This window comes from Methylobacterium sp. NMS14P (genome assembly GCF_028583545.1).
In the GTDB taxonomy this organism is placed as follows: domain Bacteria; phylum Pseudomonadota; class Alphaproteobacteria; order Rhizobiales; family Beijerinckiaceae; genus Methylobacterium.
Window position 1 is genome coordinate 637,372 of record NZ_CP087106.1, and the last position, 25,451, is coordinate 662,822.

Genomic DNA, 25,451 nt, shown 5'->3' on the forward strand with positions numbered 1-25,451 from the left:
CGCGGCTTCGATCTGCGGAGAGACGGCGCGGTATCAAACCCCGCGGGGACTCACCCGCCCCGACCTTTAGGGTGTGGCAGAGTCGGCTCCGTGCTTTAGGGTGCAGCGCAACGACGGGAGGCCGCGCGACGGCCCAGGAGGGAGAAGCCGATGGCCACGACCACCGATCTGCGCCTGCGCCGCAGCGTGCTGTACATGCCCGGCTCGAACCAGCGGGCGCTCGACAAGGCCAAGACCCTGCCGGTGGACAGCATCATCCTCGACCTCGAGGACGCCGTCGGCCCGGAGGAGAAGGAGATCGCCCGCGACCAGGTCTGTGCCGCCGTGAAGAGCGGCGCTTACGGCAGCCGCGAGCTGATCATCCGGGTCAACGCCCCGCAGACCCCGTGGGGCGAGGCGGATCTCCACGCCGCCATCGAGGCCAAGCCCGACGCCATTCTGATGCCGAAGGTCTCGTCCCCGGCCGTGCTGGAGAGCATCGCCGACCGGCTCGAATCGCTCGACGCGCCGGACGGCATCGCGATCTGGGCGATGATCGAGACCCCGGCCTCGATCCTCAACATCCAGGAGATCGCCCGGGCGAAGCGCGACCCGCGCAACCGCCTGACCTGCCTCGTGCTCGGCACCAACGATCTCGCCAAGGACACCTGGGCCAAGATCGTCCCGGGCCGCGTGCCGATGCTGCCCTGGATGATGATGGCGCTCGCCGCCGCCCGGGCGGAGGGGCTCGCGATCCTCGACGGCGTCTACAACGACATCGCCGACACCGAGGGCTGCCGTGACGAGTGCCGGCAGGCCCGCGACCTGGGCTTCGACGGCAAGACACTGATCCATCCGACGCAGCTGGAGCCGGCCAACACGTCCTTCGCCCCCACCGAGGAGGAGGTGCGCCGGGCCAAGCTGGTGATCGAGGCGTTCGAGCGCCCGGAATACGCGAAGCGCGGCGCGATCAAGCTGGAGGGCCGGCTCTACGAGCGGCAGCATCTCGGCGTGAACCGGCGGGCGGTCACTTGGGCCGAGGCGATCAAGGCGAAGGGGTTCTGAGCGCGGCTCCGTCCGATGTCGGCGCGTCCGTCCTCGCGAGCGGAGCGAAGCGATCCAGGGCAGCGCCACGCCCAAGTCTGTCGCGCTCCCTGGGTTACTTCGCTACGCTCGTGATGACGGCACCGACGGCCCTGAATCGGCGATCGTGTAGCGCGTCCGCTGGGTGCGCCCGTCGCGCGCCGTGACGGCGACGAGGCCCGCCTCGTCCAGGCCCGAGAGGGCGCGCAGCACGAGGGCGTGCTCAACCCCGAAGGTGCGGGCGAAAGCGCGGCTGTCGCCCGGCAGGCCGAGGTCGAGTGCCGCCAGGAGGCCCGCCGCCAGCGGGTCGAGATCGGGCCGGGCCGCGGACACCCGGTCGAGTGCGGCGACGAACGCCGCCTCGTCGGGCTCCGCGCTCACGCGGCCGCGCGCGCCTGCAGGGTGACCAGCACCGACTTGGAGGTCGGCGTGTCGCTCTTCTCGCCGTAGGTCGAGAGCGGCACGAGCATGTTCAGCTCCGGATAGTATCCGGCCAGCGCCCCCCGCGGCATGTCGAAGGGCACGAGGCGGAAATCCTCCGCCCGGCGGGTGATGCCGTCGTCGTGCGTGCCGACGACGTCGACCCGGTCGCCGAGCCGGTCGCGGATCTCCGCGAGGTCGTCCGGGTGGGCGAAGATCACGCGGCGCTCGCCGTAGACGCCGCGGTAGCGGTCATCCAGGCCGTAGATCGTCGTGTTGTACTGGTCGTGGCTGCGGAAGGTCTGCAGCACGTAGGTGTCGCGGGTCTTCCGGGCGGCCTGGTGCTCGGTCTCGGCCGGCAGGGCGTCGGCCGAGAAGGTGGCCCGGCCGGTCGCCGTCTCGAACACCCGCTCGGCGGCGAGGTTGCGCAGCATGAAGCCGCGCGGCTTGCGCACCCGGGTGTTGTAGCCGGTGAAGCCCGGGATCGTGGCGGCGATCGCCTCGCGGATCCGGTCGTAATCGGCGGCGAAGCCGGCCCAGTCGATGGCGGCGGCGCCGACGGTGGCCTGCGCCATGCCGGCGATGATGGCGATCTCGGAGCGCAGCTCCTTCGAGGCCGGCTTGTTGATGCCGCCCGATCCGTGGACCATGCTCATCGAATCCTCGACGGTCACGATCTGGATCTTGCCCTCGGCGCCCCGGTCGATCTCGGTGCGGCCGAGGCAGGGCAGCAGGTAGCCGACCGCGCCCGGCACGAGGTGGGCGTGGTTGAGCTTCGTGGCGATGTGCACGGTGAGCCGGCACGAGGCCAGCGCCTGCGCCACGACCGGCGTGTCGGGCGTCGCCCGCAGGAAGTTGCCGCCGAGCCCGATGAAGGCCTTCGACGTCCCGTCCCGCATGGCGCGGATCGCCGCCAACACGTTATGGCCGTGCCGGCGCGGCATGGCGAGGCCGAAATGCTGCTCCAGGGAATCCAGGAAGGCTGCGGACGGGCGCTCGTTGATGCCGACCGTGCGGTCGCCCTGCACGTTGGAATGGCCGCGCACCGGGCAGAGGCCCGCGCCGGCCCGGCCGATATGGCCGCGCAGGAACAGCAGATTGGCGATCTCCCGGATCGTCGCCACCGAGTGCCGGTGCTGGGTCACGCCCATGGCCCAGGTGGCGATGACCCGCTGGGCGCCGAGATAGACGTCCGCCATCGCGGCGATCTCGTCCATGGTCAGGCCCGACTGGTCGAGGATCGCGTCCCAGGACGTCGCCTCGACGGCGGCGCGGTACGCCTCGAGCCCGGCGGTGTGGTGCTCGAGGAAGGCGCGGTCGAGGAGCGAGGGCCGGCCGGCCGCCAGCGCCTCGGCGTCGCGGGCGAACACGACCTTGGCGATGCCCCGGAAGGCCGCCATGTCGCCGCCCGAGCGCGGCTGCACATAGTGGCTGGCGATGGGGCGGCTGGCGCCGCGCAGCATCTCGACGGTGTTCTGCGGGTCGGCGAACCGCTCCAGGCCGCGCTCGCGGACCGGGTTCAGCACCACGACCTTGGCGCCGCGCTCCGCCGCCCGGCGCAGGTCGCCGAGCATGCGCGGGTGGTTGGTGCCGGGATTCTGGCCGACGCAGAAGATCGCGTCCGCCTTCTCGAAATCCTCCAGCAGGACCGTGCCCTTGCCGATGCCGATCGCGTCGATCAGCGCGACGCCGCTCGCCTCGTGGCACATGTTCGAGCAGTCGGGGAAGTTGTTGGTCCCGTAGGCGCGGGCGAAGAGCTGGTACAGGTACGCCGCCTCGTTGGAGGCGCGGCCCGAGGTGTAGAACTCGGCCTGGTCGGGATGGTCGAGCCCCCGCAGGGTGGCGCCGATCTCCGCGAAGGCCTCGTCCCAGCTCACCGGCAGGTAGCGGTCGCTCGCCGCGTCGTACCGCATCGGGTGCGTCAGGCGGCCCTGGCCCTCCAGGGCGTAGTCGCTCCAGGTACGCAGCTCGGTCAGCGTGTGCTTGGCGAAGAAGGACGGCTTCGTGCGCTTGTCGGTGGCCTCCCACGAGACCGCCTTCACGCCGTTCTCGCAGAACTCGAAGGACGAGCCGTGCTCCGGGTCGCCCCAGGCGCAGCCGGGGCAGTCGAACCCGTCGGGCTGGTTCGCCTTCAGCAGCGCGCGGGCGCCGGTGAGGGGCGCGCGGCTGCCGAGCAGGTGCTTGCCGCAGCTCTTCAGAGCACCCCAGCCGCCGGCGGCGGAGGAGCGCTTGGAAGACCCTTCAGACTGGGCCATGAACCGTCCTGGATTGGCTGACGCGATGTGTCTCGCAATCGCGAGATAAGCGCCTCTCCAGTCCCCTCACAATGGCGTGCCGGCGCAGGCCCCTCATGCACGGGACACAGGCTAAGCTCCCGCTGTGCAAAGCCTTTCCAAACTGCGACCGCAAAAAATTTATCCGGCCCGGCCCCGTTCACGGGCCGCCGCGCCGTCGACGCGATCCGCGGCGGTGCGGGGCCGGCTGCGCCGCGCTACGGTCGCTCTCGCGCCCGCTCAATCCCCGCGGGCGAGATCGGCGGCGTCGCGCCCGACGGCCTGCCGGAGCGAGGCGATGCCGGCCTCGTTCATGCGCCGCAGGAGCCCGTCCTTGATGCGCCCGACGAGGCCCGGGCCCTCGTAGACCAGCGCCGAGTAGAGCTGCACGAGGCTCGCGCCGGCCCGGATCTTGGTCCAGGCGGCCTCGGCCGAGTCCACGCCGCCGACCCCGATGAGCGGCAGCGCGTCCCCGACGCGCAGGCGCGTCTGGGCGAGCATCCGGGTCGCGGGACCGAAGAGCGGCCGCCCCGAGAGGCCGCCGGTCTCCCGGGCGAGCCCCTGCTCGCGCAGGCTCGCCGGGCGGGCCACCGTCGTGTTGGACACGACGAGGGCCTGGACCCCGCGCCGCTGGGCCGTGGCACAGACCGCGTCGAGGGCGTCCAGCGCCATGTCGGGGGCGATCTTGAGGAGGATCGCCGCGCCGGCACCGGACGCGTCCCGGGCCTCGACCGTCCGGGCGAGCAGCTCGTCGAGGAAGGCCTCGCCCTGCAGGTCGCGCAGGCCCGGTGTGTTGGGCGAGGACACGTTGACCGTGACGAAGTCGACCAGCGGCGCCAGGGCGGCGGTGCAGGCGGCGTAGTCGGCGAGGCGGTCGGCGGACTCCTTGTTCGCACCGATGTTGACGCCGACGATCCCGGGCCGACCCTTCCGGGCGCGCAGCCGATCGGCCACGACCTCCAGCCCCTCGCTGTTGAGCCCGAAGCGGTTGATCACCGCGCCGTCGGCGGCGAGCCGGAACACCCGCGGCCGCGGGTTGCCGGGCTGGGGCCGCGGCACGACCCCGCCCACCTCGACGAAGCCGAAGCCGAGGCCGAGCAGCGCGTCGGGAACGCGCGCGCCCTTGTCGAAGCCGGCCGCGAGGCCGACAGGGTTCGGGAAGCGGCGGCCGAGCAGGTCGACGGCGAGGCGCCGGTCGTCCGCCGGCCGGCCGCCCGGGGGCAGGAGTGCCAGGGCGCGAAGGGTCAGGTCGTGCGCGCGCTCCGCGTCGAGGCGGTGGAGCAGCGGCCGAACGAGGGGGAAGGCGGCCGCGATCATGCCGGCAGGATCCCGGCCGGGAAGGCGTGCCGGCCATCGGCGCCCAGCGGCATTTCGTCCACCGCGACCACAGCGGAGAGCGGCAGCGGGCCGTACAGGTGCGGGAACAGGTCGCCGCCGCGGGACGGCTCGTAGCGCAGGTCGCCGCCGAGGGCGTCGGCCTCGACCGCGACGAGGAGCAGGTCGTCCTGACCGGCGAAGTGCCGGGCCGCCGTCTCGGCGACCTGGCCGGCCGTCGAGAAGTGGATGAAGCCGTCCTGATGATCGATCGGCGCGCCCGTGAACCGGCCCGCGGCCTCGGCCTCGCGCCACAGGGCGCGCGGACAGATCTTGTAGATGAGCGGCATCGAAGCTCCCCGGAAACGACGCTGCGATAGAGGCGCCGGGCGCCCGCCGCAACCGCGGGGCGTCGGGTGTGATTCGAGGAGCGATTGCAATCTGCCGCCCGTAGTTCTACTTTCCTACGACTAGGCTGGACGTCACACAGCCCTGTCCGGACCGGCAGAGCGGATCCGGAAAGTAAATTGTCCAGTATCTCCGCGCGTACCCGGCGGGTGTCGAACGGACCCGGCGGGCGAACCGTCTCCGTGCCTCCGAGGCAGCCGGATCCCGGCTGGTGAGACGGGGGTGCCGGCCCGCTCACGGTGAGCTTCCGAGCCCGCTATGCTGTCGCACGAGCAGATCTGGAACGCCATCGACCGGCTCGCCGAGCGCCACGGCTACTCGGCCTCGGGCCTCGCCCGCCGCGCCGGCCTCGACGCGACCAGCTTCAACCGGTCGAAGCGCGTCGGCGCCGACGGCCGCAAGCGCTGGCCGTCCACCGAGTCCGTGTCGAAGGTCCTGGCCGCCACCGGCTCGAGCCTCGACGAGTTCCTGCGGCTCATCGAGGCCCGCGAGATCCCCGCCCGCACGATGGTCCCGCTGATCGGCCTGACCCAGGCCGGGGCCGGCCGCCTGTTCACCGACGAGGGCATGCCCACCGGCGGCGCCGGCTGGGAGGAGATCGAGTTTCCGGATCTCGGCGAGGAGCGGGCCTTCGCGCTGGAGATCCAGGGCGATTCCATGCTGCCGCTGTTCCGGGACGGCGATGTCCTGATCGTGTCCCCCACGGCCAGCGTCCGCAAGGGCGACCGCGTCGTGGTCCGCCTGCACGGCGGCGAGGTCCTGGCCAAGGAGCTGCGGCGGCGCACCGCCCGGACCGTGGAACTGGCCTCCCTGAACCCCGAGCACGAGGACCGGGTCCTGAACCTCGGCGAGGTCGCCTGGATGGCCCGGGTGATGTGGGTGCGCCAGTAGGCGGTGCCCGGACAGGTCAGGATGGTTCGACGCTTGGCCGTGAGGCCGTTCATCGCTATCGCTGGCCCGTCGCGGACCTTCCGCATCCGCTGAGCGCGAACGCAGCATGGCGCAGCCCGGGACGGATCACAGCGCGGCCGAAGGCGCGCCGCTCGCGGACGAGGCGCGCACGCTCCTCGACGCGCTGCCGACGCCCAGCCTCCTGCTCGATCCGCAGGGCCGTGTCCGCCACGCCAATCCGGCCCTGGAGCAGCTCGCCGGCTACCCGGCGGAGCGGATCGTCGCGCAGGGGCTCGACCTGATCCTGGCGCAACGTACCGCGCCGCTCGATCCCGCCGGGACCGAGCCTCAGGAGTTCCTGGCCGCCCGCGCGGACGGGACGAGCTTCTGGGCCCGCCTGGAGACGGCGTCCCTGCCCGGGACCCCGTTCCGCATCGGCCAGATCCGCGACGAGACGGCCCGGCGCGAGGCCGAGGGCGCGCTCGCGCTCTCCCGCCAGCGCGAGGCCCTGGGGCTCCTGACCAACAGCGTCGCCCACGAGTTCAACAACTTCCTGCAGATCCTGATCGGCTACATCGACGGCCTCAAGCGGCGGCTCGGCGACCGGCAGGAGCCCTTCGTCCAGCGAGCGATCGCCCGCTCGGCCGACGCCACCGAGCGCGCGGCCATCCTGACCCGGCACCTGCTCGCCTATTCCCGCCGCATCGCGCCGGACGTCCGGTCGGTCGACCTCGACGCGATCGTGGCGGACCTCGCGGCGCGCCTCGAACCCGATCTCCCGCCCGGGATCCGCCTCACCGTCGCGGAGACGCCGGGCCTGCCGCAGGCGATCAGCAATCCGACGCAGATCGAGTTCGCCCTGCGTCATCTCGTCGCCAACGCGTGCGAGGCCATGCCGTCGGGCGGGACCCTGACCCTGTCGACCTTCCGGGTGGATCCCGGCGACCGGTCCCTGCAGCAGCCGGGCCAGGGCAGCGTCGGGATCGCGGTCGGCGACACCGGGCAGGGCATGTCACCCGAGATGCTCGCCCGGGCGCTCGCGCCGTTCCAGACCAGCCACGAGGCGGGGCGCGGCGCGGGCCTCGCGATCGTGCACGGGCTGATGAAGCGGCAGAACGGGACCATCACCCTCGACAGCCGGAGCGGGGAGGGGACGCAGGTGCGCCTCTCCTTCCCGGCCGCGCCCGAGCGCACGCTCCACTAGAGCCGCGCCGCCGCGGAGCGCAGCCTCGGCGCGCCGATCGGGCGTGCGGGCTCGGCGAGCGCGCTGGCCGAGCGATGCGACGAACCGGTGGAAAACGTCATCCGGGCGACGATGGGCAGGACTAAAACGCCAGCCAGCCCGTTCCCATATCGTCACTGGCGCTCCGCGCCACCCGGTTCTCGTCCTCTGAGGCGTGTACATGTTTACTGAGATTTCGCGCCGCCGGCGTGTGGCCGCCCTCCTGGCGCTGGCCGCTGCGCTGACCGTCGCGGCGCCCGTCGTGGAAGCCCGTCCGGGCGGCGGCGGGTCCGTCGGATCCCGCGGCTCGCGCACCTACACGGCGCCCTCCGCCACGCCGACCGCCCCGGGCGGCGGGTCGACGATGCAGCGCTCGCAGACCGCGCCCTCGCCTGGCATGGGCAGCCCCGGCATGCAGGCCCCGGCCGCGCCGGGTCGCCGGTTCGGTGGCGGCTTCTTCGCGGGCCTGCTCGGCGCCGGCCTGATCGGCACGCTGCTCGGCGGCGGCTTCTTCGGCGGCCTCGGCGGCCTCGCGTCGATGATCGGCCTGCTGTTCCAGGTCGGGCTCGTCGTGCTGGTGGTGATGCTGGCCCTGCGGTTCTTCCGCCGCCGGAACGAGCCGGCCGGTGCCGGTGCGCCCTACGCCCGCTCGTCGCTCGACGATCAGCCGGGCGCCCGCGGCCCGATGGGCGGCGCTCCCGGCGGTCCCGCTCCCGGCGGCCCCGCTCCCGGCGGCCCCGCTCCCGCCGGTATGTTCGGCGGCGGGCAGCGCCCGCCGCAGACGCGCCCGGTGCAGATCGGCCCGGCCGATTACCAGGCCTTCGAGCGCCTGCTCGGCGACATCCAGGACGCCTACTCGCGCGAGGATCGGGTGACCTTGGGCAACCTGTCGACGCCCGAGATGGTCAGCTACTTCGACGAGGAGCTGCGCGGCAACGCGGCGCGCGGCGTGGTGAACAAGATCTCGGACGTGAAGCTGCTGCAGGGCGACCTCGCGGAGGCCTGGGGCGAGGACCGCACCGACTACGCGACCGTGGCCATGCGCTACGCCCTGAAGGACGTGATGATCGAGCGGTCGAGCGGCCGCGTCGTCTCCACGGACTCGTCCGAGGCGACGGAGCTCTGGACGTTCCTGCGCCAGCCCGGCCGCGGCTGGGTGCTCTCGGCGATCCAGCAGACCCGCTGATCCGATCGCGCTCCGGCCCTCGGGCCGGAGCCTCGACACTCTCTCAGGCCGGCGTCCCCACCGGGGCGCCGGCCTTCCTGTGCGCGTCCCACCGATTGGCGAGATCGACGAACCCGGACACCGGGATCTCCTCGGCCCGCGCGGTCTCGGACAGGCCGGCGGCGGCCAGCAGGGCGCCGGCCTCGGGCGTCAGCGCCCTGAGGCTCTGGCGCAGCATCTTGCGGCGCTGGCCGAAGGCCGCCCGGGTGACGGCCTCGAGCGCGCCGGCGCGGCAGGGCAGGGGCCGGGCGCGCGGCACCAGCCGGACCACGCTCGACGTGACCTTCGGCGGCGGCACGAAGGCCGAGGGGCTGACGTCGAACAGGATCTCGGCCTCCGTCCGCCAGCCGCACAGGACCCCGAGCCGGCCGTAATCGGCCCGCTCCTCCGGGCCGGCGACGATCCGCTCGGCGACCTCCCGCTGGAACATCAGCACGGCCTGGTCCCACCAGGGCGGCCAGGCCTCCCCGTCGAGCCAGCCGGTGAGCAGGGCGGTGCCGACATTGTAGGGGAGGTTGGCGACGATCCGCGCCGGGGCATCGCCCACCAGCGGCCGCGGGTCGAAGGCGAGGGCGTCGGCGTCGACCACCTCGAGGCGGCCGGGATAGTGGGCGGCGATCTCGGCGAGCGCCGGCAGGGCGCGCGGGTCGCGCTCGATCGCCACGACGCGGGCGGCGCCCTCGGCGAGGAGCGCGCGCGTGAGCCCCCCCGGGCCCGGCCCGACCTCCACCACGGTCACCCCCGCGAGGGGACCGGCCGCCCGGGCGATCCGCCCGGTCAGGTTGAGGTCGTAGAGGAAGTTCTGGCCGAGCGCCTTCTTCGGCTCCAGGCCGTGGCGGGCGACGACCTCGCGCAGCGGCGGAAGACCGGCCTCGGCGCTCATGCGGACACCCTCACAGCTCGTCCTCGGGATCGAAATGGCGGGCGCCCGCGGGGCGGGGCCGGCCGGCATAGACGCTGAACGGGATGATCTCGGCCCCGCCGGGGGCGTCGTCCCGCGCCGCCGCGTTGGCGGCCAGCCGGTCGGCGAGGCGCAGGGCCGCCACGAGGCTGTCGGGCCGGGCGACGCCCTGGCCGGCGATGTCGAAGGCCGTGCCGTGGTCCGGCGAGGTGCGCACGAAGGGCAGCCCGAGGGTGACGTTCACGCCGTCGTCGAACGCGATCGTCTTGATCGGGATGAGGGCCTGATCGTGCGTGGGCGCGAGGGCGACGTCGTAGGTCTCCCGGGCGCGGGCGTGGAACAGGGTGTCGGCCGGGAGTGGCCCGCGGATGTCGATGCCCTGCGCCCGCAGGCGCGCCACCGCGGGGGCGAGGACGTCGCGGTCCTCACGGCCGATCGTCCCGGCCTCGCCCGCGTGCGGGTTGAGGCCGGCGAGGACGAGGCGCGGCTCGGGGAGGCCGAACCGCTCCCGCAGGTCGCGGGCGACGATCGCGGCGGTCTCCTCGACCAGCTCCTGGGTGAGCAGGCCCGGCACGTCCTTCAGCGGCACGTGGATCGTCACCGGCACCACCGAGAGGCCGGCGCTCCAGATCATCATGACCGGCCGGGGCGGCGTCAGGCCGGGCGGCACCGCGAGCGCGGCCAGGAACTCGGTGTGCCCGGGATGGGCGAAGCCCGTCCGGGTCAGCACGAACTTGGCGATGGGGTTGGTCACCACCGCGCTCGCGCGCCCCGTCTTCACGAACTCCACCGCCGCGGTGATCGACTCGATGGTCGCGCCGGCATTGACGGAATCGGGCACGCCCGGCTCGGCGGCGACGCGGGCGCCGCTCGGCAGGGGCACCACGGGGAGGGCGCGCGGGAACACCTCGGCGGCGGTCTCGGGATCGACCTCCGCCACCGGGACGGGGCGGTCGAGGCGATGGGCGAGGCGCTCGACGAAGTCCGGATCGGCCACCAGGAAGAACGGCGGCAGCGGGTCCGCGCCGCCCCGCCCGAGCCACGCGCTGAGCGCCAGCTCCGGACCGATGCCGGCGGGATCTCCGAGGGTGAGGGCGAGGGGCGGCATGGGCGCTCTATAGCGCCCGCGCGGCGCGGGCGCACCCTCGGCGGCCAAGACCGAGCGGCGGGATCGCGGCGGGCGACGCGCCGGATCGGCGCGCCGCCGGTCCCGGTTCCTCAGCGGATCGAGGCGATGCCGTCGGCGGTGGTGGCGGTGCCGACGTTCTGGCGCAGGTCGGCCTCGCCCAGGGTCTTCAGCTCGACCCGCAGCAGCACCGTCTGGTTGCGCTCGCGCACGCCCGTCGCGGTGGCGATCGGCGAGTTGATGTAGTTCAGCGAGACGGTGGTGCACTCGTCCTGGTAGCCGCCGCCGAAGCTCGCGCCCGACAGGTAGAAGCGGCCCGGGTTCTGGTAGATCGGCACCGTCCCGATCGGGTTCGCCAGGTACGAGCTCAGCGCGTCCGTGTAGGTGTTGCGCACGTCGAGGTAGTGGGTCAGGTCGACGAGCAGCGAGCCCGACACGAACCAGTTCGGCGTGATGTTGTAGGTCGCGGTGGCGGTGATGCCCTCGCGGTAGTGGCTGTAGCCCAGCAGCGGCTGCGCCTCGTAGTACGAGTAGAAGGCCGAGACGGTGAGCGGCAGGAACGGCGCGAACCGCGCCGTCGCGCCGGTCTCGAACCGCGCCACGTGGAAGTCGGACTGGTTGAACCGGGCCCGGCTGATGAACGTGATGTTCTGGTTCGGCGAGACCTGGAAGCGGCCGACGAAGTCCGACCGCTGCGTCTCGAGCCCGGAATCGAGGCCGACATTGGCGATGTCGCCGCGGCGGAACGAGTTGACGCCGGCGAGCTGGATGGACTCGCCGAACAGCACGTTCGCGTACCAGCCCGACGGGGTCACGACGGAGTACTGGCCGCCGAGGTTGGTGCGCACGCCCCCCTCGACCCGGTCGTAGCCCGAGAATTTGTCCCACTCGAACAGCGAGGTGTCGTCGAAGACGAGGCTCTGCGCGTCCTCGTTCGGCAGGCGGCCGATCCGGGTCTCGGACGGGCGCGCGATGATCTGGCCGATCGGCTCGAGGGTGTGGACGCCGAGCGCGCCGAAATTGGCGACGAACGGGTAGCGGTAGTCGAGGCCGATCGCCGGCATGACCCGCCCGGCGAAGCCCTGGTCGACGTGGGCGACCTGCGGGACGAGGTCGTTCTGGTAGCCCGAGAAGCTCGTGCTGTTGAAGAACGCGTCCGTGCGCAGGTACGCGAAGGGCGTGAATTTCTGGCCCAGATCGTCGATGAAGCTGCGGCGCCAGGACAGCTCCGCGGAGGCGCGGGTGTTGGTGCCGGCCAGCCCGTCGATGGCGCACAGGCCGCGCTGGAAGACCGTGCAGGTCTGATAGAGCGGGAAGCTGACGCCGTTGACGCTCGGCGAGAACAGGTAGCTCGAGGTCCGCGGCAGGCCCTGGTACTGCGTGGTCTCGCGGGTCAGGCTCGTGATGTTCGCCTGGAAGCGCACCTCGCCGCCGATCTCCGAGGGGCCGTTGACCCGCTTGTCGTAGTCGATCACCGGCGCGACGATCGGCTGCTGCTTCTGCCAGTCGAAGCTCGACAGGCCCTTGAAGTAGTAGCCCCGCGCCTCGAACCACGAGCGGTCGCCCTGGCCGATCAGGAACGCGGTCGAGGTCGCCTCGCGGAAATAGTCCGTGGTGATGTTCTGGTTGCGGATCCGGTAATTGTCGAGGAACCACTTGTCGGTGACGCCGACGAGGTCCCAGCCCGTGCGCCAGCGCGGGTTGATGTAGAACCGGCCCTGCGACTCGACCGAGCCGCGGAAGTCGCGCTCGCCGGCGCCGAGCGGGCTCGGCAGGAAGGCCGAGGGCGTCGTCTGCGAGATGCCCGAGAGGCGGATGTTGTAGAAGCCGTTATCGATCCGCTGGCGGAACTCGCCCTGCGCGAGCAGGCCCTGGCGGCTCAGCAGGGTCGGCGTCAGCGTCAGGTCGTAGTTCGGCGCGAGGTTGATGAAGTACGGGAGCGACACGCCGTTGCCGAGCGCCGTCGTCGTGATGAAGCGCGGCGTCAGGAAGCCGGTCTTGCGCTTCACCGTCGGATCCGGCGCCTCGAAATACGGCAGGTAGGCCACCGGGATGCCGGCGATCTCGAGCGTCGACTCGTCGAAGTAGACCGTGTGGGTCTCGTTGTCGTGGATGATCTTCTTCGCCTTGATCTGCCACAGCGGCGGCGTCTCAGGGTTGTCCTTGCACGGCTCGCAGGCCGTGTAGCTGCCGGACTCGAAGCTCGTCTGCTCGCCGTTCAGGCGCTCGGCCCGCGGCGCGGAGAACCGGGTTCGCACGGTCTCGAACTTGCGCTGGACCGTCTGCTGACCGCGGAAGGCGTCGACGAAACCGGTCTTGAAGTCGTCGGTGAGTTCCATGCGCGCGCCGGTCACGACGCCGCCATCGGCCTCGGTCAGGCGGACATTGCCCTCGGCGAAGACCCGGCCGGAATTCCGGTCGTAGCGCACGCGGTCGGCCTGCAGGGTCCGCGGGCCGTAATGAAGCTCGGCGTTGCCGCGGGCCGTCACGGTGCCGTGGTCGTTGTCGTAGATCAGCTCGTCGGCCTCGACGAGGAGCTTGTCGCCGGGCTTGCCGGCCGCGACGGCGGGCAGGCCCTGTGCATGGGCGGACAGGCCCCCGGCCAGCGGCGCGGCGAGCGCCAGCGCGGCCCGGAAACCAGCCTTCCGCAGGATGTCGGCGACCTTACGCAACGCGCGTCCCAACCCCTGTGACGTCTGACGCCACCAACCTCAACACCCGTCTCCCGTCCCGCGAAGGATCGCGGAAGTCAGCCGTCTTCCTGGTACAGAAGCGTGAGCGTACCGAGAAGACTGCCTACCACGGCCGGGAACCAGGCCGCCACCGGTGCGGCGACGAGTCCGGATGCTCCGAGCCCCTCCATGACCTGTCGGACCACGTAGAGGGCGAAGCCGGCCGCGACGCCACCGAGGACGAGTTTACCGACACCACCAAAGCGGAAGAACCGTAAGGAAACGGTTGCGGCGACGATGACCATGGCCACGAACAGCACCGGTCGCGCCCACAGGACATCGTACTGGAGACGGTACCGGGTGGCGTCCAAACCGGCCCGCTCGGTCCGCGCGATGGTTGTGGGAAGTTGCCAGAAAGGCACAGATTCCGGGGGGGTGAACCCCTGGCGCACCTGCGCGGGGTCGAGGTTCGAAGCGATCAGGTAGGTGTCGAACGACTCAGGCGGTGCGTCCGGTGTGAGAACGCGCACATCTGAGAGCTCCCAGTAGCCGTCGTGGAGCGTGGCGCGGGCCGCGACGAGCTGCTCGGCGAACTTGGCGGCCCCGTCGAAGGTGAAGACCGACACTCCCGCCAGGGTGGTCGTACCCTCGATGGCGGTCTCGGCGCGGAGGATCGCCTCGCCGTCGAGGCCCTTCTGGCGGATCCAGAGGTCCTTGCCCGAACTCGCCTTGGTGGATTTGGCGAAGATCTTCGCCTCGATCTCGGTGGAGCGCTGCTTCAGGATCGCCGAGACCGGGTTGTAGACGCCGACCGCCAGCGCGCCGAGGGCGAGGGCCACGAAGAAGCCGGGCTGCAGGAACTGCCAGGCCGAGATCCCGGCCGCGCGGGCGACCACCAGCTCCAGCTTGCGCGACAGCTGGAGCAGGGCCGCCATGGAGCCGAACAGGACCGCGAAGGGCAGGACGCCCTCCGCCACCGCGGGGGTGCGGTAGAGCGAGAGCTGCGCCATCAGGCCCGCGGACGCGCCCTGGGCCTCGCCGGCGCGGCGGAGCAGCTCGACGAAGTCCAGGGTGTAGACCAGCGCGAACACGGTGACGAAGACGCCGAGCACCGTGCGGAGGAACCGGGCGGCGAAGTACCGCCCGAGGGTGAGGCCGATCAGCATCATCGGAGTCAGGCCGCCGGCGCGAGGCGCGGGCCGCGGAACCGGCCGCGCACGGCGCGGGCCAGGGCGGCGTTGAACGCGCGCACCCGGGGTCCGTAGAAGATGAGAAAGCTCGACAGGAGGATCGCGAGCAGCGGCACGCCGTAGACCGCCAGGACCGCCGCGGGGCTGCGCGCGGCGGCGCTGACCGCCGCGAAGCCGCCGATCCGCAGGGCCACGACCGCCACGATCGCGCCCGCGATGGCGACGCCGCGCCCCTGCCGGGTGGTGCGGGGATCGCCCAGAGCCGCGAAGGCGATGAAGACCAGGGCCAGCGGGTAGAGGCAGGCTGAGAGCCGGTCGTGCAGCTCGGCTCGGAACCGGCCCCTCTGCAGCTTGTAATAGCCCTCTGTCGTGTCAGGGAACAGGAGCTGCGCCGTCGAGCGCTCGCGCGGCTTGTAGATCGTGTCGGAATCCGGCGGTGCGAAGGCCGCGAGGTCGATCGTGTAGCGCTCGAAGGTCAGGATCGAGGAATCGCGCGAGTCCTTCTGCTGCTGGTGGACGCTGCCGTTCTCCAGGATCAGGTAGCTCTGGCCGTCCACGTCGACCGCGTTGCCGCGCTCGGCGAGGTAGACTTTGGTCTTCCCGGCCTCGCGCCGGTCCTGGATGAACAGCCCCTTGAGGGTGCCGCCCGGTCCGCGCTCGCGGAAGTGGAAGGTGATGCCGTTGTCGAGCTGGGTGAACTGCCCTTCCTTGACGACGTTCGCGATGAAGTCGCCGCGCACCCGGGTGATCACGTCGCGCAGCTCCTGGAAGCTCGCCGGCATCACCACCACGACCAGGAAGCCCACCAGGAAGCTGACGAACAGCGCCAGGGTGAGGAAGGGCCGCAGCAGCGAGCGCGGCGGCATCCCGGCCGCCGACATGACGATCAGCTCGGAATCGCCGTTCAACTTGTTGAGCGCGTAGATCGTGCCGATGAACAGCGCGACGGGCGCGATGACCACGACGAGGGTCGGCAGCGACAGGCCCGTGACGAAGAGGAAGACCAGCAGCGTCTGGCCCTTGGCTGTCACCAGATCGAGCTCGCGCAGGGCCTGCGTCAGCCAGATGGTGCCCGTCAGCCCGATCAGGCAGGCCAGGGTGGCGCCCAGGGCGATCCGAAAGATGTAGCGCTCGATCTGCCTCATCGGCCCGGCAGTCCCGCTCGTCCTCTCGCGCCCTCGGGTCGGCAGGGACCCGACAAAAGGGGCGATTCCAGGGCTGTCACGCCGCGTTGCGTTCTCCGTCTCAGCGGCTACACAGGGCGAATGGCCCGGGCGTCGGCGCGCGGGTGCGTAGTACGGCTCCGGGATAACGGGCAGGGCGACGAGTATGGCGGACGGTATCGAGATCGGTTTCGGCCCCCTGGAGCAGAGCGGCCAGGGCCCCGGCGGATCCGGCGATCTCGTGGTCTTCGTCGGCGACGACCTGTCGCTCGGGTCGGCGGCCCGCGAGGCGCTGGGCGCCTCCGGGGCGGATCTCGTGGCCCGTGCGGCGGCCTCCGAGAAGTTCAAGGGCCGCTCGCTCAGCGCACTGTCCCTGCCGGCCCCTGCGGGCGTCGGCGCCGACCGCCTCGTCGTCGTGGGCCTCGGCTCCGAGAAGGACCGCGCCAAGACCGACTGGCCGGCGCTCGGCGGCTTCACCGCCAGCAAGGTTGCGGGGCGGACCGCCCGGGTGGTGCTCGACTGGCCCGGCGCGACGGTCACGGCGGCCCAGGCCGGCGAGTTCGCCCTCGGCGCGCGCCTGCGGACCTACGCGTTCGACCGCTACAAGACCAAGAAGAAGCCAGACGCCGACGACAAGTCCGTCACCGCGCTGACCCTGCTGCTCGCCGATCACGGCGCGGCCGGCCGCGAGGGCGAGGGCGCCCGGAGCCTGTCCGACGGCGTGATCCTGGCCCGCGACCTCGTGAACGAGCCGCCGAACGTGCTCTTCCCGGCCGAATTCGCCCGCCGCGCCTCGGACCTCGCCAAGCTCGGCGTCGAGATCGAGGTCCTGGAGCCGGCCCGGATGCGCGAACTCGGCATGGGCGCGCTGCTCGCGGTGGCGCAGGGCTCGGCCCGGGAGCCGCGGATCGTGATCATGCGCTGGAACGGCGGCCCCGCCGCCGAGGCGCCCGTGGCCCTCATCGGCAAGGGCGTCGTGTTCGATTCCGGCGGCGTCTCGATCAAGCCGGGCGGCGGCATGGAGGACATGAAGGGCGACATGGGCGGCGCCGCCGCCGTGGTCGGCGCGCTCCACACGCTGGCCGCCCGCAAGGCGCGCTGCAACGTGGTCGGAGCCATCGGCATCGTGGAGAACATGCCGGACGGCAACTCGTACCGCCCCTCCGACATCCTGACCTCCATGTCCGGCCAGACCATCGAGGTGATCAACACCGACGCCGAGGGGCGGCTGGTGCTGGCCGACGTGATCACCCACGTCATCCGCAGCACCAAGCCCAAGGCGATCGTCGACCTCGCGACGCTGACCGGCGCGATCATCGTGGCGCTGGGCCAGGACATCGCCGGCATGTTCTCGAACGACGACACGCTGGCGGGCAACATCCACGCCGCCGGCGAGGCGACCGGCGAGAAGGTGTGGCGGATGCCGCTGATCCCCGCCTACGACAAGGCGATCGATTCCAAGTTCGCCGACATGAAGAACACCGGCGGCCGCCACGGCGGCGCCGCCACCGCGGCCTCGTTCATCAAGCGCTACGTCGAGGACGTGCCGTGGGCGCATCTCGACATCGCCGGCGTCGCGATGTCGTCGAACGCCAGCGAGATCAACCGCAGCTGGGGCGCCGGCTGGGGCGTGCGCCTCCTCGACCGGCTGATCCGCGACCATTACGAGGCCCGCTGAGGCGGCCGCGGCTTTCCTGACGCCGCGCGCCTTTCCGGGTGATCTCAGCATGGCCGCACACGCCAACGCCGCGCTCGACCGGGTCGGCCCGGGCGCCGGGACGTCCGGAGGCCGCGTCGGCGGCCTCCTGGCGGCCGCGGGGCCGATCCTCGCCATGCTGGCCGCCCTGGCGCTCGTCGCGGCGACCGGCCTGAGCCAGCGCGACGCCGTGCCGGAAGCGCTCGAGCCCTGGATCTTCGGCTACTTCATCGGCCGCTACCCGCTCTTCGCCTTCGCGCTGGTCTACGGGCTCGGCCACCTCGCGCGGGTGGCGACGGGCCCGGGCCCGGCCTCCGCGCCGCGCCGGATCGTGTTCGGCCTCGCGGGCGCGGCCGCGCTCCTCGCCGCCGGTCTCTACCCGACCTTCGGCGGCCTCGTCCTGCGCGGCGCCTTCGCGACCGGCGGCATGGCCTTCCTCACTCACCAGCCCCTGTGGCTGGCCTACGGGCTCGGCGCCGCCGTGGGCGCCCTGATGTTCGGCGGCGTCCTCGGCCTGTTCGCGGTCGCGGCCAACCGCCCCCTGCGGCCGCGGCTGCGCCGGATCGGGTACGGGGTGCTCGCCTTCCTGGCCCTGTGGCTCGGCGCGGTCCTGATCGGCCTCGCCGGCGACCTGGGCGTCGGCCCGTGGCCCCGGCGGGCGATGCGGCCGGAGGAGGCGGCGCTCGCCGCCGGCCTGCTGATCGCCGCGGCGCTGCCCCACACCGCGCTGGCGACATTGCGCCGGCATCGTCCGGCCCTCTGAGCCCCCTGCCTTGCGGGCCGGCCTCCGTTCCCGCAGAGTCGGCGCGACAGGCGTTGCGGGACTCGGCCTCCGAGAGTCGGGCCCGCGGGAGGCATCGCGATGCGTGAGGCGAACGTGATGGAGCACGGCGCTCGAGCCGCCACGGCCGGAGCGATGCCGGCCGCGCCGGTCGACGGGGCCTCCGACCGGCCCTGGCTGCCCTATTATCCGGCCGGCGTTCCGACCGAGATCGACGTCGCGGGCCTCGGCACCCTGGTCGACCTGTTCGAGACCAGCGTGACCGCCTTCGCGGGCCGGCCGGCGATGCTGTGCTTCGGCTCGACCATGACCTACGCGACCCTCGGGCAGCAGGCGCGCGACCTCGCCGCCTGGCTGCGCGGGCAGGGCCTGGCGAAGGGTGACCGCGTCGCGATCATGCTGCCGAACGTCCCCGCCTACGCGGTGGCGATCTTCGGCGTCCTCCTCGCGGGCGGGACGGTGGTCAACACCAACCCGCTCTACACGCCCCGGGAATGCGTGCAGCAGATCAACGATTCCGGCGCGCGGATCCTGATCGTCCTGGAGAATTTCGGCGCCACCATCGCCGCCGCACTGCCGGACGTGGCGCTGGAGCGGGTCGTCCTCGTGGGTCCGGGCGACGGGCTCGGGCTGAAGGGACAGGTGATCAACCTCGCGAGCCGGCACGTCCGCAAGGCGGTGCCGCCGTTCCGCCTGCCGGACGGCCTCGCGATCCCCTTCGCCACCGTGCTCCGGCAGGGCCGAACGATGCCGCGCGTGTCCGCGGCGGTCGACCCGGAGGATCTCGCCTTCCTGCAATATACCGGGGGCACCACGGGCATCGCCAAGGCGGCGATGCTGAGCCACCGCAACATCATGGCGAATGTCGAGCAGTCGCAGCTCTGGTTCAACTCGAAGGATCCGAGCGTCGCGCGCTGCGTGGTCACGGCGCTGCCGCTCTACCACATCTTCGCGCTCACCGCGTGCTTCTTCCAGTTCATGCGCAGCGGCGGCTCCTGCCTGCTGATCCCCAATCCGCGCGACTGCGACGGCATGGTCAAGACGCTGAGCCGCACGCGCTTCACCCACCTGATGGGCGTGAACACCCTGTTCAACGTGCTGATCAACCATCCGAAGATCGGCACGGTGGATTTCGCCCACCTCGATTTCGTGGTCGGCGGCGGCACGGCCGTCCAGCGCGCCGTGGCCGAGCGCTGGAAGGCCCTGACCGGCAACACGATCATCGAGGGCTACGGCCTGTCGGAGACCTCGCCGGTCGTGTGCGTCAACCCGCGGGGCATGCGCGACTTCTCCGGCACGATCGGCTACCCGCTGCCCTCCACGGAGGTCTCGATCCGCGACATCTCCGGCCAGCCCCTCCCGAACGGGCAGCCGGGCGAGATCTGCGTGCGCGGCCCGCAGGTGATGCGCGGTTACTGGAACCGGCCGGAGGAGACCGCCCGGGCGATGACCGCGGACGGGTTCTTCCGGACGGGCGACGTCGCCATCCTGCAGGCGGACGGCCAGGTCCGGATCGTGGATCGGATGAAGGACATGATCCTCGTCTCCGGATTCAACGTCTATCCGAACGAGGTCGAGGACGTGCTGGCGGCCCACCCGGCCGTGCTCGAATGCGCGGTGGTCGGCGCGCCGAGCGAGGAGACCGGCGAGATGGTCGTGGCCCACGTGGTCCTGAAGGACACGTCGGTCTCCACCGATGCCCTGCGGGCGCACGCGCGCACCCAGCTCACCGGCTACAAGGTGCCCCGCCGCGTGGTGCTCCACGAGACCCTGCCGAAGACCAATGTCGGCAAGGTGCTGCGGCGGATGCTGCGCGACGAGACGCCGCCGGGCTGAGCGCGGCCCGCGCGGCGGAGGACGGCCTGCGTCCCGGTGCCGCTCACGGGCGGCGTAACCCCTGCGCGCCGTTCGCCGAAAGGTGAGGCTGCGGCGCTTGCGCCCCTGTCGGCCCCGGCCGATCTGTGGGTTGTGCGCGCAGGAGATCCGAGGAGACGGCCATGTTGATCAAGCGCAGGCGCGGGTGGGAGATTCCGGAACATCTGGCGACGCCGGAGGCCGTCTTCCTCAACCGGCGCGCCCTGATCGGCGGCGCGGCCGGTTTCGCGGCCGGCTCGCTCCTGGGCGGACGCGCGGCCTGGGCGGCCGCGGGCGACCAGCCGCTCTACCCGGCGCCGCAGAACCCCGCCTACACGCTCGATCGCCCGCTGACTCCGGAGCGCTTCAGCGCCGACTACAACAATTTCTACGAGTTCGGCACGTCGAAGACGGTGCTACCGGCGGCCAACGCCCTCAAGACGCAGCCCTGGACCCTGAAGATCGACGGCCTCGTGGAGAAGCCGTTCGAGATCGGCGTCGACGACCTGATCCGGAAGGTCGGCCTTGAGGAGCGGCTCTACCGTCACCGCTGCGTCGAGGCGTGGTCGATGGCGGTGCCATGGACCGGCTTCCCGCTGGCGAAGCTGGTGGCGCTCGCCAAGCCCACCTCCGGCGCGAAGTACATCCGCTTCGAGACCTTCATGGACAAGGCGATGGCGCCCGGCCAGCGGGCCTTCTTCTACCCCTGGCCGTACACCGAGGGCCTGACCCTCGCGGAGGCCGGCAACGACCTCGCCTTCATGGTGACGGGGATCTACGGCAAGCCGCTGCCGAACCAGTTCGGTGCGCCGATCCGCGTCGCGGTGCCGTGGAAATACGGGTTCAAGTCGGCCAAGTCGCTGGTGAAGATCTCGTTCACCGCCGATCGGCCGAAGACCTTCTGGGAGGGGCTGCAGGCGTCCGAGTACGGCTTCTGGGCCAACGTAAACCCGGCCGTGCCGCACCCGCGCTGGAGCCAGGCGACCGAGCGCGTCCTCGGCACCGACCAGCGGGTGCCGACGCTGATCTACAACGGCTACGGCGAGCAGGTCGCCGGCCTCTACAAGGGCCTCGAGGGCGAGCGCCTGTTCGTCTGAGCGCGGACCTGTGGGAGCCGCGCCGGCGCTGGCGTGGCTCCCGTCGCGACGGCGCGGCCCCAGCGCCGCCCCGCCATCCCGTCGGCCGCCCGCACCCTAGCGCGGGCAGCCATGGGCCCGCTCGAAGGCCTGCAGGTCCGCCACGGTCGCCTGCTCCTGGCGCGAGAGCGGCACGCGATCCATGGCGTCGTACCGGCAATCGGCGTTGCCGAAGGTCCGGATCGCCCGCGGCGTGCTGAAGCAGTAGCCCGCCTGCTTGTAGATCAGGTTGCGCTGGTACCAAGCTTCCGCGCAGTCATCCGCCATCGCACCGGTCGATCCCGCGACGAGGATCAGAGCGTAGAGAGCAGCGCGCATCGAATCGTCTCCGTGAGAAGCCGGAGTCAACCATCGGATGCTCAGTAGGTCCAGCGCTGCGCCTTCGAGACGAGGAAGTCGCGGAACGCCTGCACGCGGGCGACCGAGCGCATCTCCTCGGCGTAGACGAGGTAACTCTCCAGGCTCGGCATCTCGGTCTCGCGCAGCACCTGCACGAGCTGCTGGCCCCCATCCACCGCGTAGTCGGGCAGGATGCCGATGCCGGCGCCGGCCTCCATCGCGCGTTGCAGGGCGCCGATATTGTTCACCGTCAGGTGGACCTGGCGCCGCTCGCGGCCCTCGCGGCCGGCATCGGCCAGCCAGTGGGCGGCCAGCAGGTACGAGGGCTCGTTGCCACCGAAGGAGACGAGGCGGTGATCGTCGAGCTCCTCGATGGTCTTGGGCTCGCCGAAGCGCTTGACGTAATCCGGGCTCGCGAAGGCGTGGTAGTGCACGGTGAACAGCCGCCGCTGGATCAGGTCCGGCTGGGCCGGGCGCCGCATGCGGATCGCCACGTCGGCCTCGCGCATGGCCAGATCGAGCTCCTCGTTGGTGAGGATCAGCTCGATGCGCACGTCCGGGTATAGGTCGAGGAACTCGCCCACCCGCTGCGACAGCCAGGACGTGCCGAGGCCGACCGTGGTGGTGACCTTGAGATCGCCGGTCGGCCGCTCGGAGGTCTCGACGAGACGCGCTCGGGTATTCTCCAGGCGCAGCTTCATGTCCCGCGCCGCGCGGAACAGCAGGTCGCCCTGCTCGGTCAGCAGCAGGCCGCGGGCGTGGCGATGGAAGAGCGGCGCCTTCAGTTCGCGCTCCAGGGCGCTGATCTGGCGGCTCACCGCCGATTGGCTGAGCCCAATATCGTCACCCGCCTTGGTGAAGCTCCCCGCCTCCGCGACGTTGAGGAAGATCCGGATCTTGTCCCAGTCCAAGGCGAGAACCCCTACCAGCGCGCGCCCGCGGGACGCGCCCCAGGTGTAGAGTGGGCGCGAAGCGGCGGGCAGATCACCGGGCGAACTGCGCGGTACCGAGCGCGGATGGCCGCTCGCGGCACCGCGCGGGCATGCAATCGGTGCATCCCGGCGCAGTCAGCACTCCTATGCACACGGTGCATGGTCCTGCGCAAGCGCGAGCGGCGCGAACTTGTTGAAATGCTCGGCGCGGTCGCTCCGTGCAGGAGGCGCGGAGGCCGGTGCGGCTCTCATTCCGCCGCGGCGGCCTGGACCGGGCTCTCGCCGATCTCGAGGTTGGCCAGGAATTTCTCGGCCTCCAGCGCCGCCATGCAGCCCATCCCGGCGGCGGTGATCGCCTGGCGGTATACGTCGTCCGTCACGTCGCCCGCGGCAAAGACGCCCGGGATCTCGGTCTCGGTGGTGCCGGGCTTCACGGTGAGGTAACCGCCGTGGCGCATGGGCAGTTGTCCCTCGAAGATCGCGGTGGCCGGCTGGTGACCGATCGCCACGAACACGCCGTCGGCCTTCACCTCGCTGATCTCGCCCGAGCGCGGATCCTTGAGGCGGACGTGGGTCACGTTCGGCGCCGGCTTCTGCACCCCGCAGATCTCGGCGATCTCCCGGTGCCAGAGCACCTCGACGTTCGGGTGCTTGAACAGGCGCTCCTGCAGGATCCGCTCGGCGCGGAAGCTGTCGCGGCGATGGACGACCGTCACCTTGCTGGCGATGTTGGCGAGGTACAGGGCCTCCTCGACAGCGGTGTTGCCGCCGCCGACCACCACGACTTCCTTGCCGCGGAAGAAGAACCCGTCGCAGGTCGCGCAGGCCGAGACGCCGCCGCCCTGGAACGCCGCCTCGGACGGGATACCGAGCCACTTGGCCTGGGCGCCGGTGGCGATGACCAGGGCGTCGCACGAGTAGGTCTCGCCGGAATCGGCCTCGAGTCGGAAAGGCCGCTGCTGGAGATCGACCTTCGTGATGTATTCCGAGACGATCCGGGTGCCGACATGCTCGGCCTGGAGGCGCATCTGCTCCATCAGCCAGGGGCCCTGGATGGCGTCGGCGAAGCCCGGGTAGTTCTCGACATCCGTGGTGATCATGAGCTGCCCGCCCGGCTGGAAGCCGGAGATCAGCAGCGGCTCGACCATGGCACGGGCCGCGTAGATCGCCGCCGTGTAGCCGGCGGGTCCCGAACCGATGATCACGAGCTTGGCGTGGGTGTGGGCCATCTGTCTCGGTCTCCTCAGGCCGGTCCGGCCGCGCGGCGCGCGGCATAGGCGTCGGCGAGCGCCCGGGCGATCACCGGCGTCGCGTCGATCGGCTTGTACGTCAGATCTGCCAACTGACCGGTGAACGGCCGCAGCGCCCCTGCGATCGCCAATCCGGCGAACATGCGCCGATGCCGGATATAGGTACGCGGCAGATCGAACAGCAGGACCGGCGCGCCGGTGGATACCGCCTCGCTGACCATATTGGCCGAGTCGGAGGTCACGACGATCGCCTCGGCGAGCGCCAGCATGGCGACGTAGGGGTTGTCGCCGCTTCCGTCCCAGAGGAACCCTCCGGTCTCGGCGGCGAGCACCTTCACGGCGTCGCGGAGCGGGTTCGGCGTCCGGCGGGAGATCGTCACCATCAGCCGACAGCCCTGCGCGGCCAGCCCGCGCAGATCCTCCACGAGGCGGATCATGTCGGTCTTGCGATAGCTCAGGTGACGGCTGTCGCCGCCGACCAGCACCGCCACGCGCGGACCGTCGAGGCGCGCGAGCCGGGGATCCGGCCGGGCGCGGGCCGCGGCCAGGCGCGCCGCGGTCACGAGGTGCGGCGCCGTCAGCGTCGTGAAGACGTTGGGACCGCGCAGATCGTCGTAATCCGGCACCCAGATGAAGTCGGCGCTGTCCGCGCCGGTTCGCGGATCCTTCAGGAAGGCCGTGAACGTCCGGCCGCCGGTCGCGCGCCGCACCGTCCGCAGGTACGGGACCGACCGTCGGCCGGAGGCGATCAGGATGTCGGGGTAAGGGCCCGACAGGGCGCCGGCACGGCGGCGCGGCCCCTCGCGCGGGTCGATCGGTCCCCAGGGCGCCATCCAGCCGAACGGCCCGGAAGCCGGCACCTGCCGGATCTCGAAATCGAGGCCCAGGGTCTCGGCGATGCCGACGCACTGGTTCTCGTCACCGGCCTTGCCGTCCGTGACGATCCAGGCGCGGGCGCGGGCGAGTTCGGGCAGGCGCTCACGCCGCGGGTCCGGACTGCTGACCGGCGCGGTCTGCGCCTCCGACACGTCGATGCTTGCCATGCTCCTCACCGGATACGCCCCACGCCGCCGACCGGGGCCGGCGGCCGTCTTCTAATCCCGCGGCAGGTCGCGGGCGAGCCACTGGGCGTAGATGTCGGCGATGGCGGCGAGCCGGCGCTGCTCGAATTGCGGATCGTACCACGCGCCGCCGTAGCTCGACGGCGTCGCGGTCATCTGCGGGTAGCGTCCGAGCACCTGCCCCTTGGGCCCGACGAGCAGCGCCTCGCCCTCCATGTAGTCGGTCTGGAAATTGCCGCCGAGACCGCGCAGGGCGCCACTGCCGGCATAGGGCCGCAGCGACAGGCTCGTGACCACGACGACGAGGCGCGGACCGCGGCCGCCGATCCGGCCGGCGAAGTTCTTCCGCAGGGCCTCGGTCAGGTCTCCGGCCAGCGCCTCGGCCTGCAGCCCCGCGCCCTTGTCGAGGAGCGGCCGAACGTCGACCCGGACGTCGGAGAAGACCGGGGTCGGCGGGAAATCGCTCGCCGCCGCGGATCCCGCGACGGCACCGAGGATCAGGCCGGCGAGCCGGCCCCAGGAACGCGGGCGCACC

22 protein-coding genes are annotated in these 25,451 nt (G+C 71.7%); 8 read left to right on the forward strand and 14 right to left on the reverse strand.

What is annotated here, in order from left to right; translation table 11 throughout:
* Positions 1–150 precede the first annotated feature (150 nt).
* Positions 151–1,044, forward strand: a complete 894-nt coding sequence (locus LOK46_RS02950; RefSeq protein WP_273562412.1) for an HpcH/HpaI aldolase/citrate lyase family protein — start codon at positions 151–153, stop codon at positions 1,042–1,044.
* A gap of 102 nt (positions 1,045–1,146) precedes the next feature.
* Here LOK46_RS02950 and LOK46_RS02955 read toward each other — a convergent pair whose 3' ends face one another.
* From LOK46_RS02955 to LOK46_RS02970, 4 genes are all read right to left on the reverse strand, one after another.
* On the reverse strand, positions 1,147–1,443 hold the full coding sequence (locus tag LOK46_RS02955; RefSeq protein ID WP_273562413.1) for a hypothetical protein: 297 nt from the start codon (positions 1,441–1,443) through the stop codon (positions 1,147–1,149).
* Positions 1,440–3,737, reverse strand: a complete 2,298-nt coding sequence (locus tag LOK46_RS02960) for an FdhF/YdeP family oxidoreductase (protein WP_273562414.1) — start codon at positions 3,735–3,737, stop codon at positions 1,440–1,442. Before LOK46_RS02960 ends, LOK46_RS02955 begins: the two co-directional genes overlap by 4 nt.
* A gap of 258 nt (positions 3,738–3,995) precedes the next feature.
* A complete protein-coding gene (locus LOK46_RS02965) occupies positions 3,996–5,072 on the reverse strand; it encodes a quinone-dependent dihydroorotate dehydrogenase (RefSeq protein WP_273562415.1) in 1,077 nt (358 codons plus the stop codon).
* The gene (locus tag LOK46_RS02970; RefSeq protein WP_273562416.1) at positions 5,069–5,419 is read right to left on the reverse strand and encodes a DUF952 domain-containing protein; all 351 of its coding nucleotides are present in this window, start codon (positions 5,417–5,419) and stop codon (positions 5,069–5,071) included. The genes LOK46_RS02965 and LOK46_RS02970 overlap by 4 nt, the downstream gene beginning before the upstream one ends.
* Before the next feature lie 316 nt (positions 5,420–5,735).
* Here LOK46_RS02970 and LOK46_RS02975 point away from each other — a divergent pair, with 316 nt between their 5' ends.
* The 3 genes from LOK46_RS02975 (at position 5,736) to LOK46_RS02985 (ending at position 8,776) form a co-directional block, all read left to right on the forward strand.
* Entirely contained in the window at positions 5,736–6,368 is a 633-nt protein-coding gene (locus tag LOK46_RS02975; RefSeq protein WP_012317556.1) for a S24 family peptidase, read from the forward strand.
* Between the two features lie 106 nt (positions 6,369–6,474).
* Positions 6,475–7,572, forward strand: coding sequence for a two-component system sensor histidine kinase NtrB (locus tag LOK46_RS02980; RefSeq protein ID WP_273562417.1), 1,098 nt, complete (start codon positions 6,475–6,477; stop codon positions 7,570–7,572).
* Positions 7,573–7,771: 199 nt separating this feature from the next.
* Positions 7,772–8,776, forward strand: a complete 1,005-nt coding sequence (locus LOK46_RS02985; RefSeq protein WP_273562418.1) for a TIM44-like domain-containing protein — start codon at positions 7,772–7,774, stop codon at positions 8,774–8,776.
* 43 nt (positions 8,777–8,819) lie between these two features.
* On the opposite strand, the gene rsmA is transcribed toward LOK46_RS02985, so the two are convergent.
* From rsmA to lptF, 5 genes are all read right to left on the reverse strand, one after another.
* Positions 8,820–9,698, reverse strand: coding sequence for a 16S rRNA (adenine(1518)-N(6)/adenine(1519)-N(6))-dimethyltransferase RsmA (rsmA, locus tag LOK46_RS02990; RefSeq protein WP_273562419.1), 879 nt, complete (start codon positions 9,696–9,698; stop codon positions 8,820–8,822).
* Positions 9,699–9,708: 10 nt separating this feature from the next.
* Complete coding sequence (gene pdxA / locus LOK46_RS02995; protein WP_273562420.1) at positions 9,709–10,824, reverse strand: 4-hydroxythreonine-4-phosphate dehydrogenase PdxA; 1,116 nt, start codon at positions 10,822–10,824, stop codon at positions 9,709–9,711.
* Between the two features lie 110 nt (positions 10,825–10,934).
* On the reverse strand, positions 10,935–13,514 hold the full coding sequence (locus LOK46_RS03000) for an LPS-assembly protein LptD (RefSeq protein ID WP_273562421.1): 2,580 nt from the start codon (positions 13,512–13,514) through the stop codon (positions 10,935–10,937).
* A gap of 77 nt (positions 13,515–13,591) precedes the next feature.
* On the reverse strand, positions 13,592–14,680 hold the full coding sequence (gene lptG, locus LOK46_RS03005) for an LPS export ABC transporter permease LptG (protein WP_273564743.1): 1,089 nt from the start codon (positions 14,678–14,680) through the stop codon (positions 13,592–13,594).
* 8 nt (positions 14,681–14,688) lie between these two features.
* Positions 14,689–15,849, reverse strand: coding sequence for an LPS export ABC transporter permease LptF (lptF, locus tag LOK46_RS03010; protein ID WP_273562422.1), 1,161 nt, complete (start codon positions 15,847–15,849; stop codon positions 14,689–14,691).
* 184 nt (positions 15,850–16,033) lie between these two features.
* Here lptF and LOK46_RS03015 point away from each other — a divergent pair, with 184 nt between their 5' ends.
* The 4 genes from LOK46_RS03015 (at position 16,034) to msrP (ending at position 21,295) form a co-directional block, all read left to right on the forward strand.
* Positions 16,034–17,545, forward strand: a complete 1,512-nt coding sequence (locus LOK46_RS03015) for a leucyl aminopeptidase (RefSeq protein ID WP_273562423.1) — start codon at positions 16,034–16,036, stop codon at positions 17,543–17,545.
* Positions 17,546–17,594: 49 nt separating this feature from the next.
* Positions 17,595–18,326 (forward strand): hypothetical protein, encoded by a 732-nt coding sequence (locus LOK46_RS03020; RefSeq protein WP_273562424.1) that lies wholly within the window; start codon positions 17,595–17,597, stop codon positions 18,324–18,326.
* A 99-nt stretch (positions 18,327–18,425) separates the two neighbouring features.
* Positions 18,426–20,180, forward strand: a complete 1,755-nt coding sequence (locus LOK46_RS03025; protein ID WP_273562425.1) for an AMP-binding protein — start codon at positions 18,426–18,428, stop codon at positions 20,178–20,180.
* A gap of 161 nt (positions 20,181–20,341) precedes the next feature.
* Complete coding sequence (gene msrP, locus LOK46_RS03030; RefSeq protein ID WP_273562426.1) at positions 20,342–21,295, forward strand: protein-methionine-sulfoxide reductase catalytic subunit MsrP; 954 nt, start codon at positions 20,342–20,344, stop codon at positions 21,293–21,295.
* A 96-nt stretch (positions 21,296–21,391) separates the two neighbouring features.
* Here the strand turns inward: msrP and LOK46_RS03035 are convergent, their stop codons facing one another.
* The 5 genes from LOK46_RS03035 to LOK46_RS03055 all read right to left on the reverse strand — a co-directional run bounded on the left by LOK46_RS03035 (position 21,392) and on the right by LOK46_RS03055 (position 25,450).
* Positions 21,392–21,652: a YARHG domain-containing protein gene (locus LOK46_RS03035; protein ID WP_273562427.1), complete on the reverse strand. Its 261-nt coding sequence runs from the start codon at positions 21,650–21,652 to the stop codon at positions 21,392–21,394.
* Between the two features lie 41 nt (positions 21,653–21,693).
* Entirely contained in the window at positions 21,694–22,584 is an 891-nt protein-coding gene (locus tag LOK46_RS03040) for a LysR family transcriptional regulator (protein WP_012317569.1), read from the reverse strand.
* A gap of 269 nt (positions 22,585–22,853) precedes the next feature.
* A complete protein-coding gene (gene trxB / locus LOK46_RS03045) occupies positions 22,854–23,834 on the reverse strand; it encodes a thioredoxin-disulfide reductase (protein ID WP_273562428.1) in 981 nt (326 codons plus the stop codon).
* A gap of 14 nt (positions 23,835–23,848) precedes the next feature.
* Positions 23,849–24,898: a mitochondrial fission ELM1 family protein gene (locus LOK46_RS03050; RefSeq protein ID WP_273562429.1), complete on the reverse strand. Its 1,050-nt coding sequence runs from the start codon at positions 24,896–24,898 to the stop codon at positions 23,849–23,851.
* Positions 24,899–24,949: 51 nt separating this feature from the next.
* Positions 24,950–25,450, reverse strand: a complete 501-nt coding sequence (locus LOK46_RS03055) for a hypothetical protein (protein WP_273562430.1) — start codon at positions 25,448–25,450, stop codon at positions 24,950–24,952.
* Between the last annotated feature and the right edge of the window lies 1 nt (position 25,451).

Excerpts from the sequence above, each read along its gene's own strand:
- LOK46_RS02950 (WP_273562412.1), top strand. The coding sequence starts at position 151 with ATGGCCACGACCACCGATCTGCGCCTGCGCCGCAGCGTGCTGTACATG.
- LOK46_RS02960 (WP_273562414.1), bottom strand. The coding sequence starts at position 3,737 with ATGGCCCAGTCTGAAGGGTCTTCCAAGCGCTCCTCCGCCGCCGGCGGC.
- LOK46_RS02965 (WP_273562415.1), bottom strand. The coding sequence starts at position 5,072 with ATGATCGCGGCCGCCTTCCCCCTCGTTCGGCCGCTGCTCCACCGCCTC.
- LOK46_RS02970 (WP_273562416.1), bottom strand. The coding sequence starts at position 5,419 with ATGCCGCTCATCTACAAGATCTGTCCGCGCGCCCTGTGGCGCGAGGCC.
- LOK46_RS02975 (WP_012317556.1), top strand. The coding sequence starts at position 5,736 with ATGCTGTCGCACGAGCAGATCTGGAACGCCATCGACCGGCTCGCCGAG.
- LOK46_RS02980 (WP_273562417.1), top strand. The coding sequence starts at position 6,475 with ATGGCGCAGCCCGGGACGGATCACAGCGCGGCCGAAGGCGCGCCGCTC.
- LOK46_RS02985 (WP_273562418.1), top strand. The coding sequence starts at position 7,772 with ATGTTTACTGAGATTTCGCGCCGCCGGCGTGTGGCCGCCCTCCTGGCG.
- rsmA (WP_273562419.1), bottom strand. The coding sequence starts at position 9,698 with ATGAGCGCCGAGGCCGGTCTTCCGCCGCTGCGCGAGGTCGTCGCCCGC.
- pdxA (WP_273562420.1), bottom strand. The coding sequence starts at position 10,824 with ATGCCGCCCCTCGCCCTCACCCTCGGAGATCCCGCCGGCATCGGTCCG.
- lptG (WP_273564743.1), bottom strand. The coding sequence starts at position 14,680 with ATGCTGATCGGCCTCACCCTCGGGCGGTACTTCGCCGCCCGGTTCCTC.
- lptF (WP_273562422.1), bottom strand. The coding sequence starts at position 15,849 with ATGAGGCAGATCGAGCGCTACATCTTTCGGATCGCCCTGGGCGCCACC.
- LOK46_RS03015 (WP_273562423.1), top strand. The coding sequence starts at position 16,034 with ATGGCGGACGGTATCGAGATCGGTTTCGGCCCCCTGGAGCAGAGCGGC.
- LOK46_RS03020 (WP_273562424.1), top strand. The coding sequence starts at position 17,595 with ATGGCCGCACACGCCAACGCCGCGCTCGACCGGGTCGGCCCGGGCGCC.
- LOK46_RS03025 (WP_273562425.1), top strand. The coding sequence starts at position 18,426 with ATGCGTGAGGCGAACGTGATGGAGCACGGCGCTCGAGCCGCCACGGCC.
- msrP (WP_273562426.1), top strand. The coding sequence starts at position 20,342 with ATGTTGATCAAGCGCAGGCGCGGGTGGGAGATTCCGGAACATCTGGCG.
- LOK46_RS03035 (WP_273562427.1), bottom strand. The coding sequence starts at position 21,652 with ATGCGCGCTGCTCTCTACGCTCTGATCCTCGTCGCGGGATCGACCGGT.
- trxB (WP_273562428.1), bottom strand. The coding sequence starts at position 23,834 with ATGGCCCACACCCACGCCAAGCTCGTGATCATCGGTTCGGGACCCGCC.
- LOK46_RS03050 (WP_273562429.1), bottom strand. The coding sequence starts at position 24,898 with ATGGCAAGCATCGACGTGTCGGAGGCGCAGACCGCGCCGGTCAGCAGT.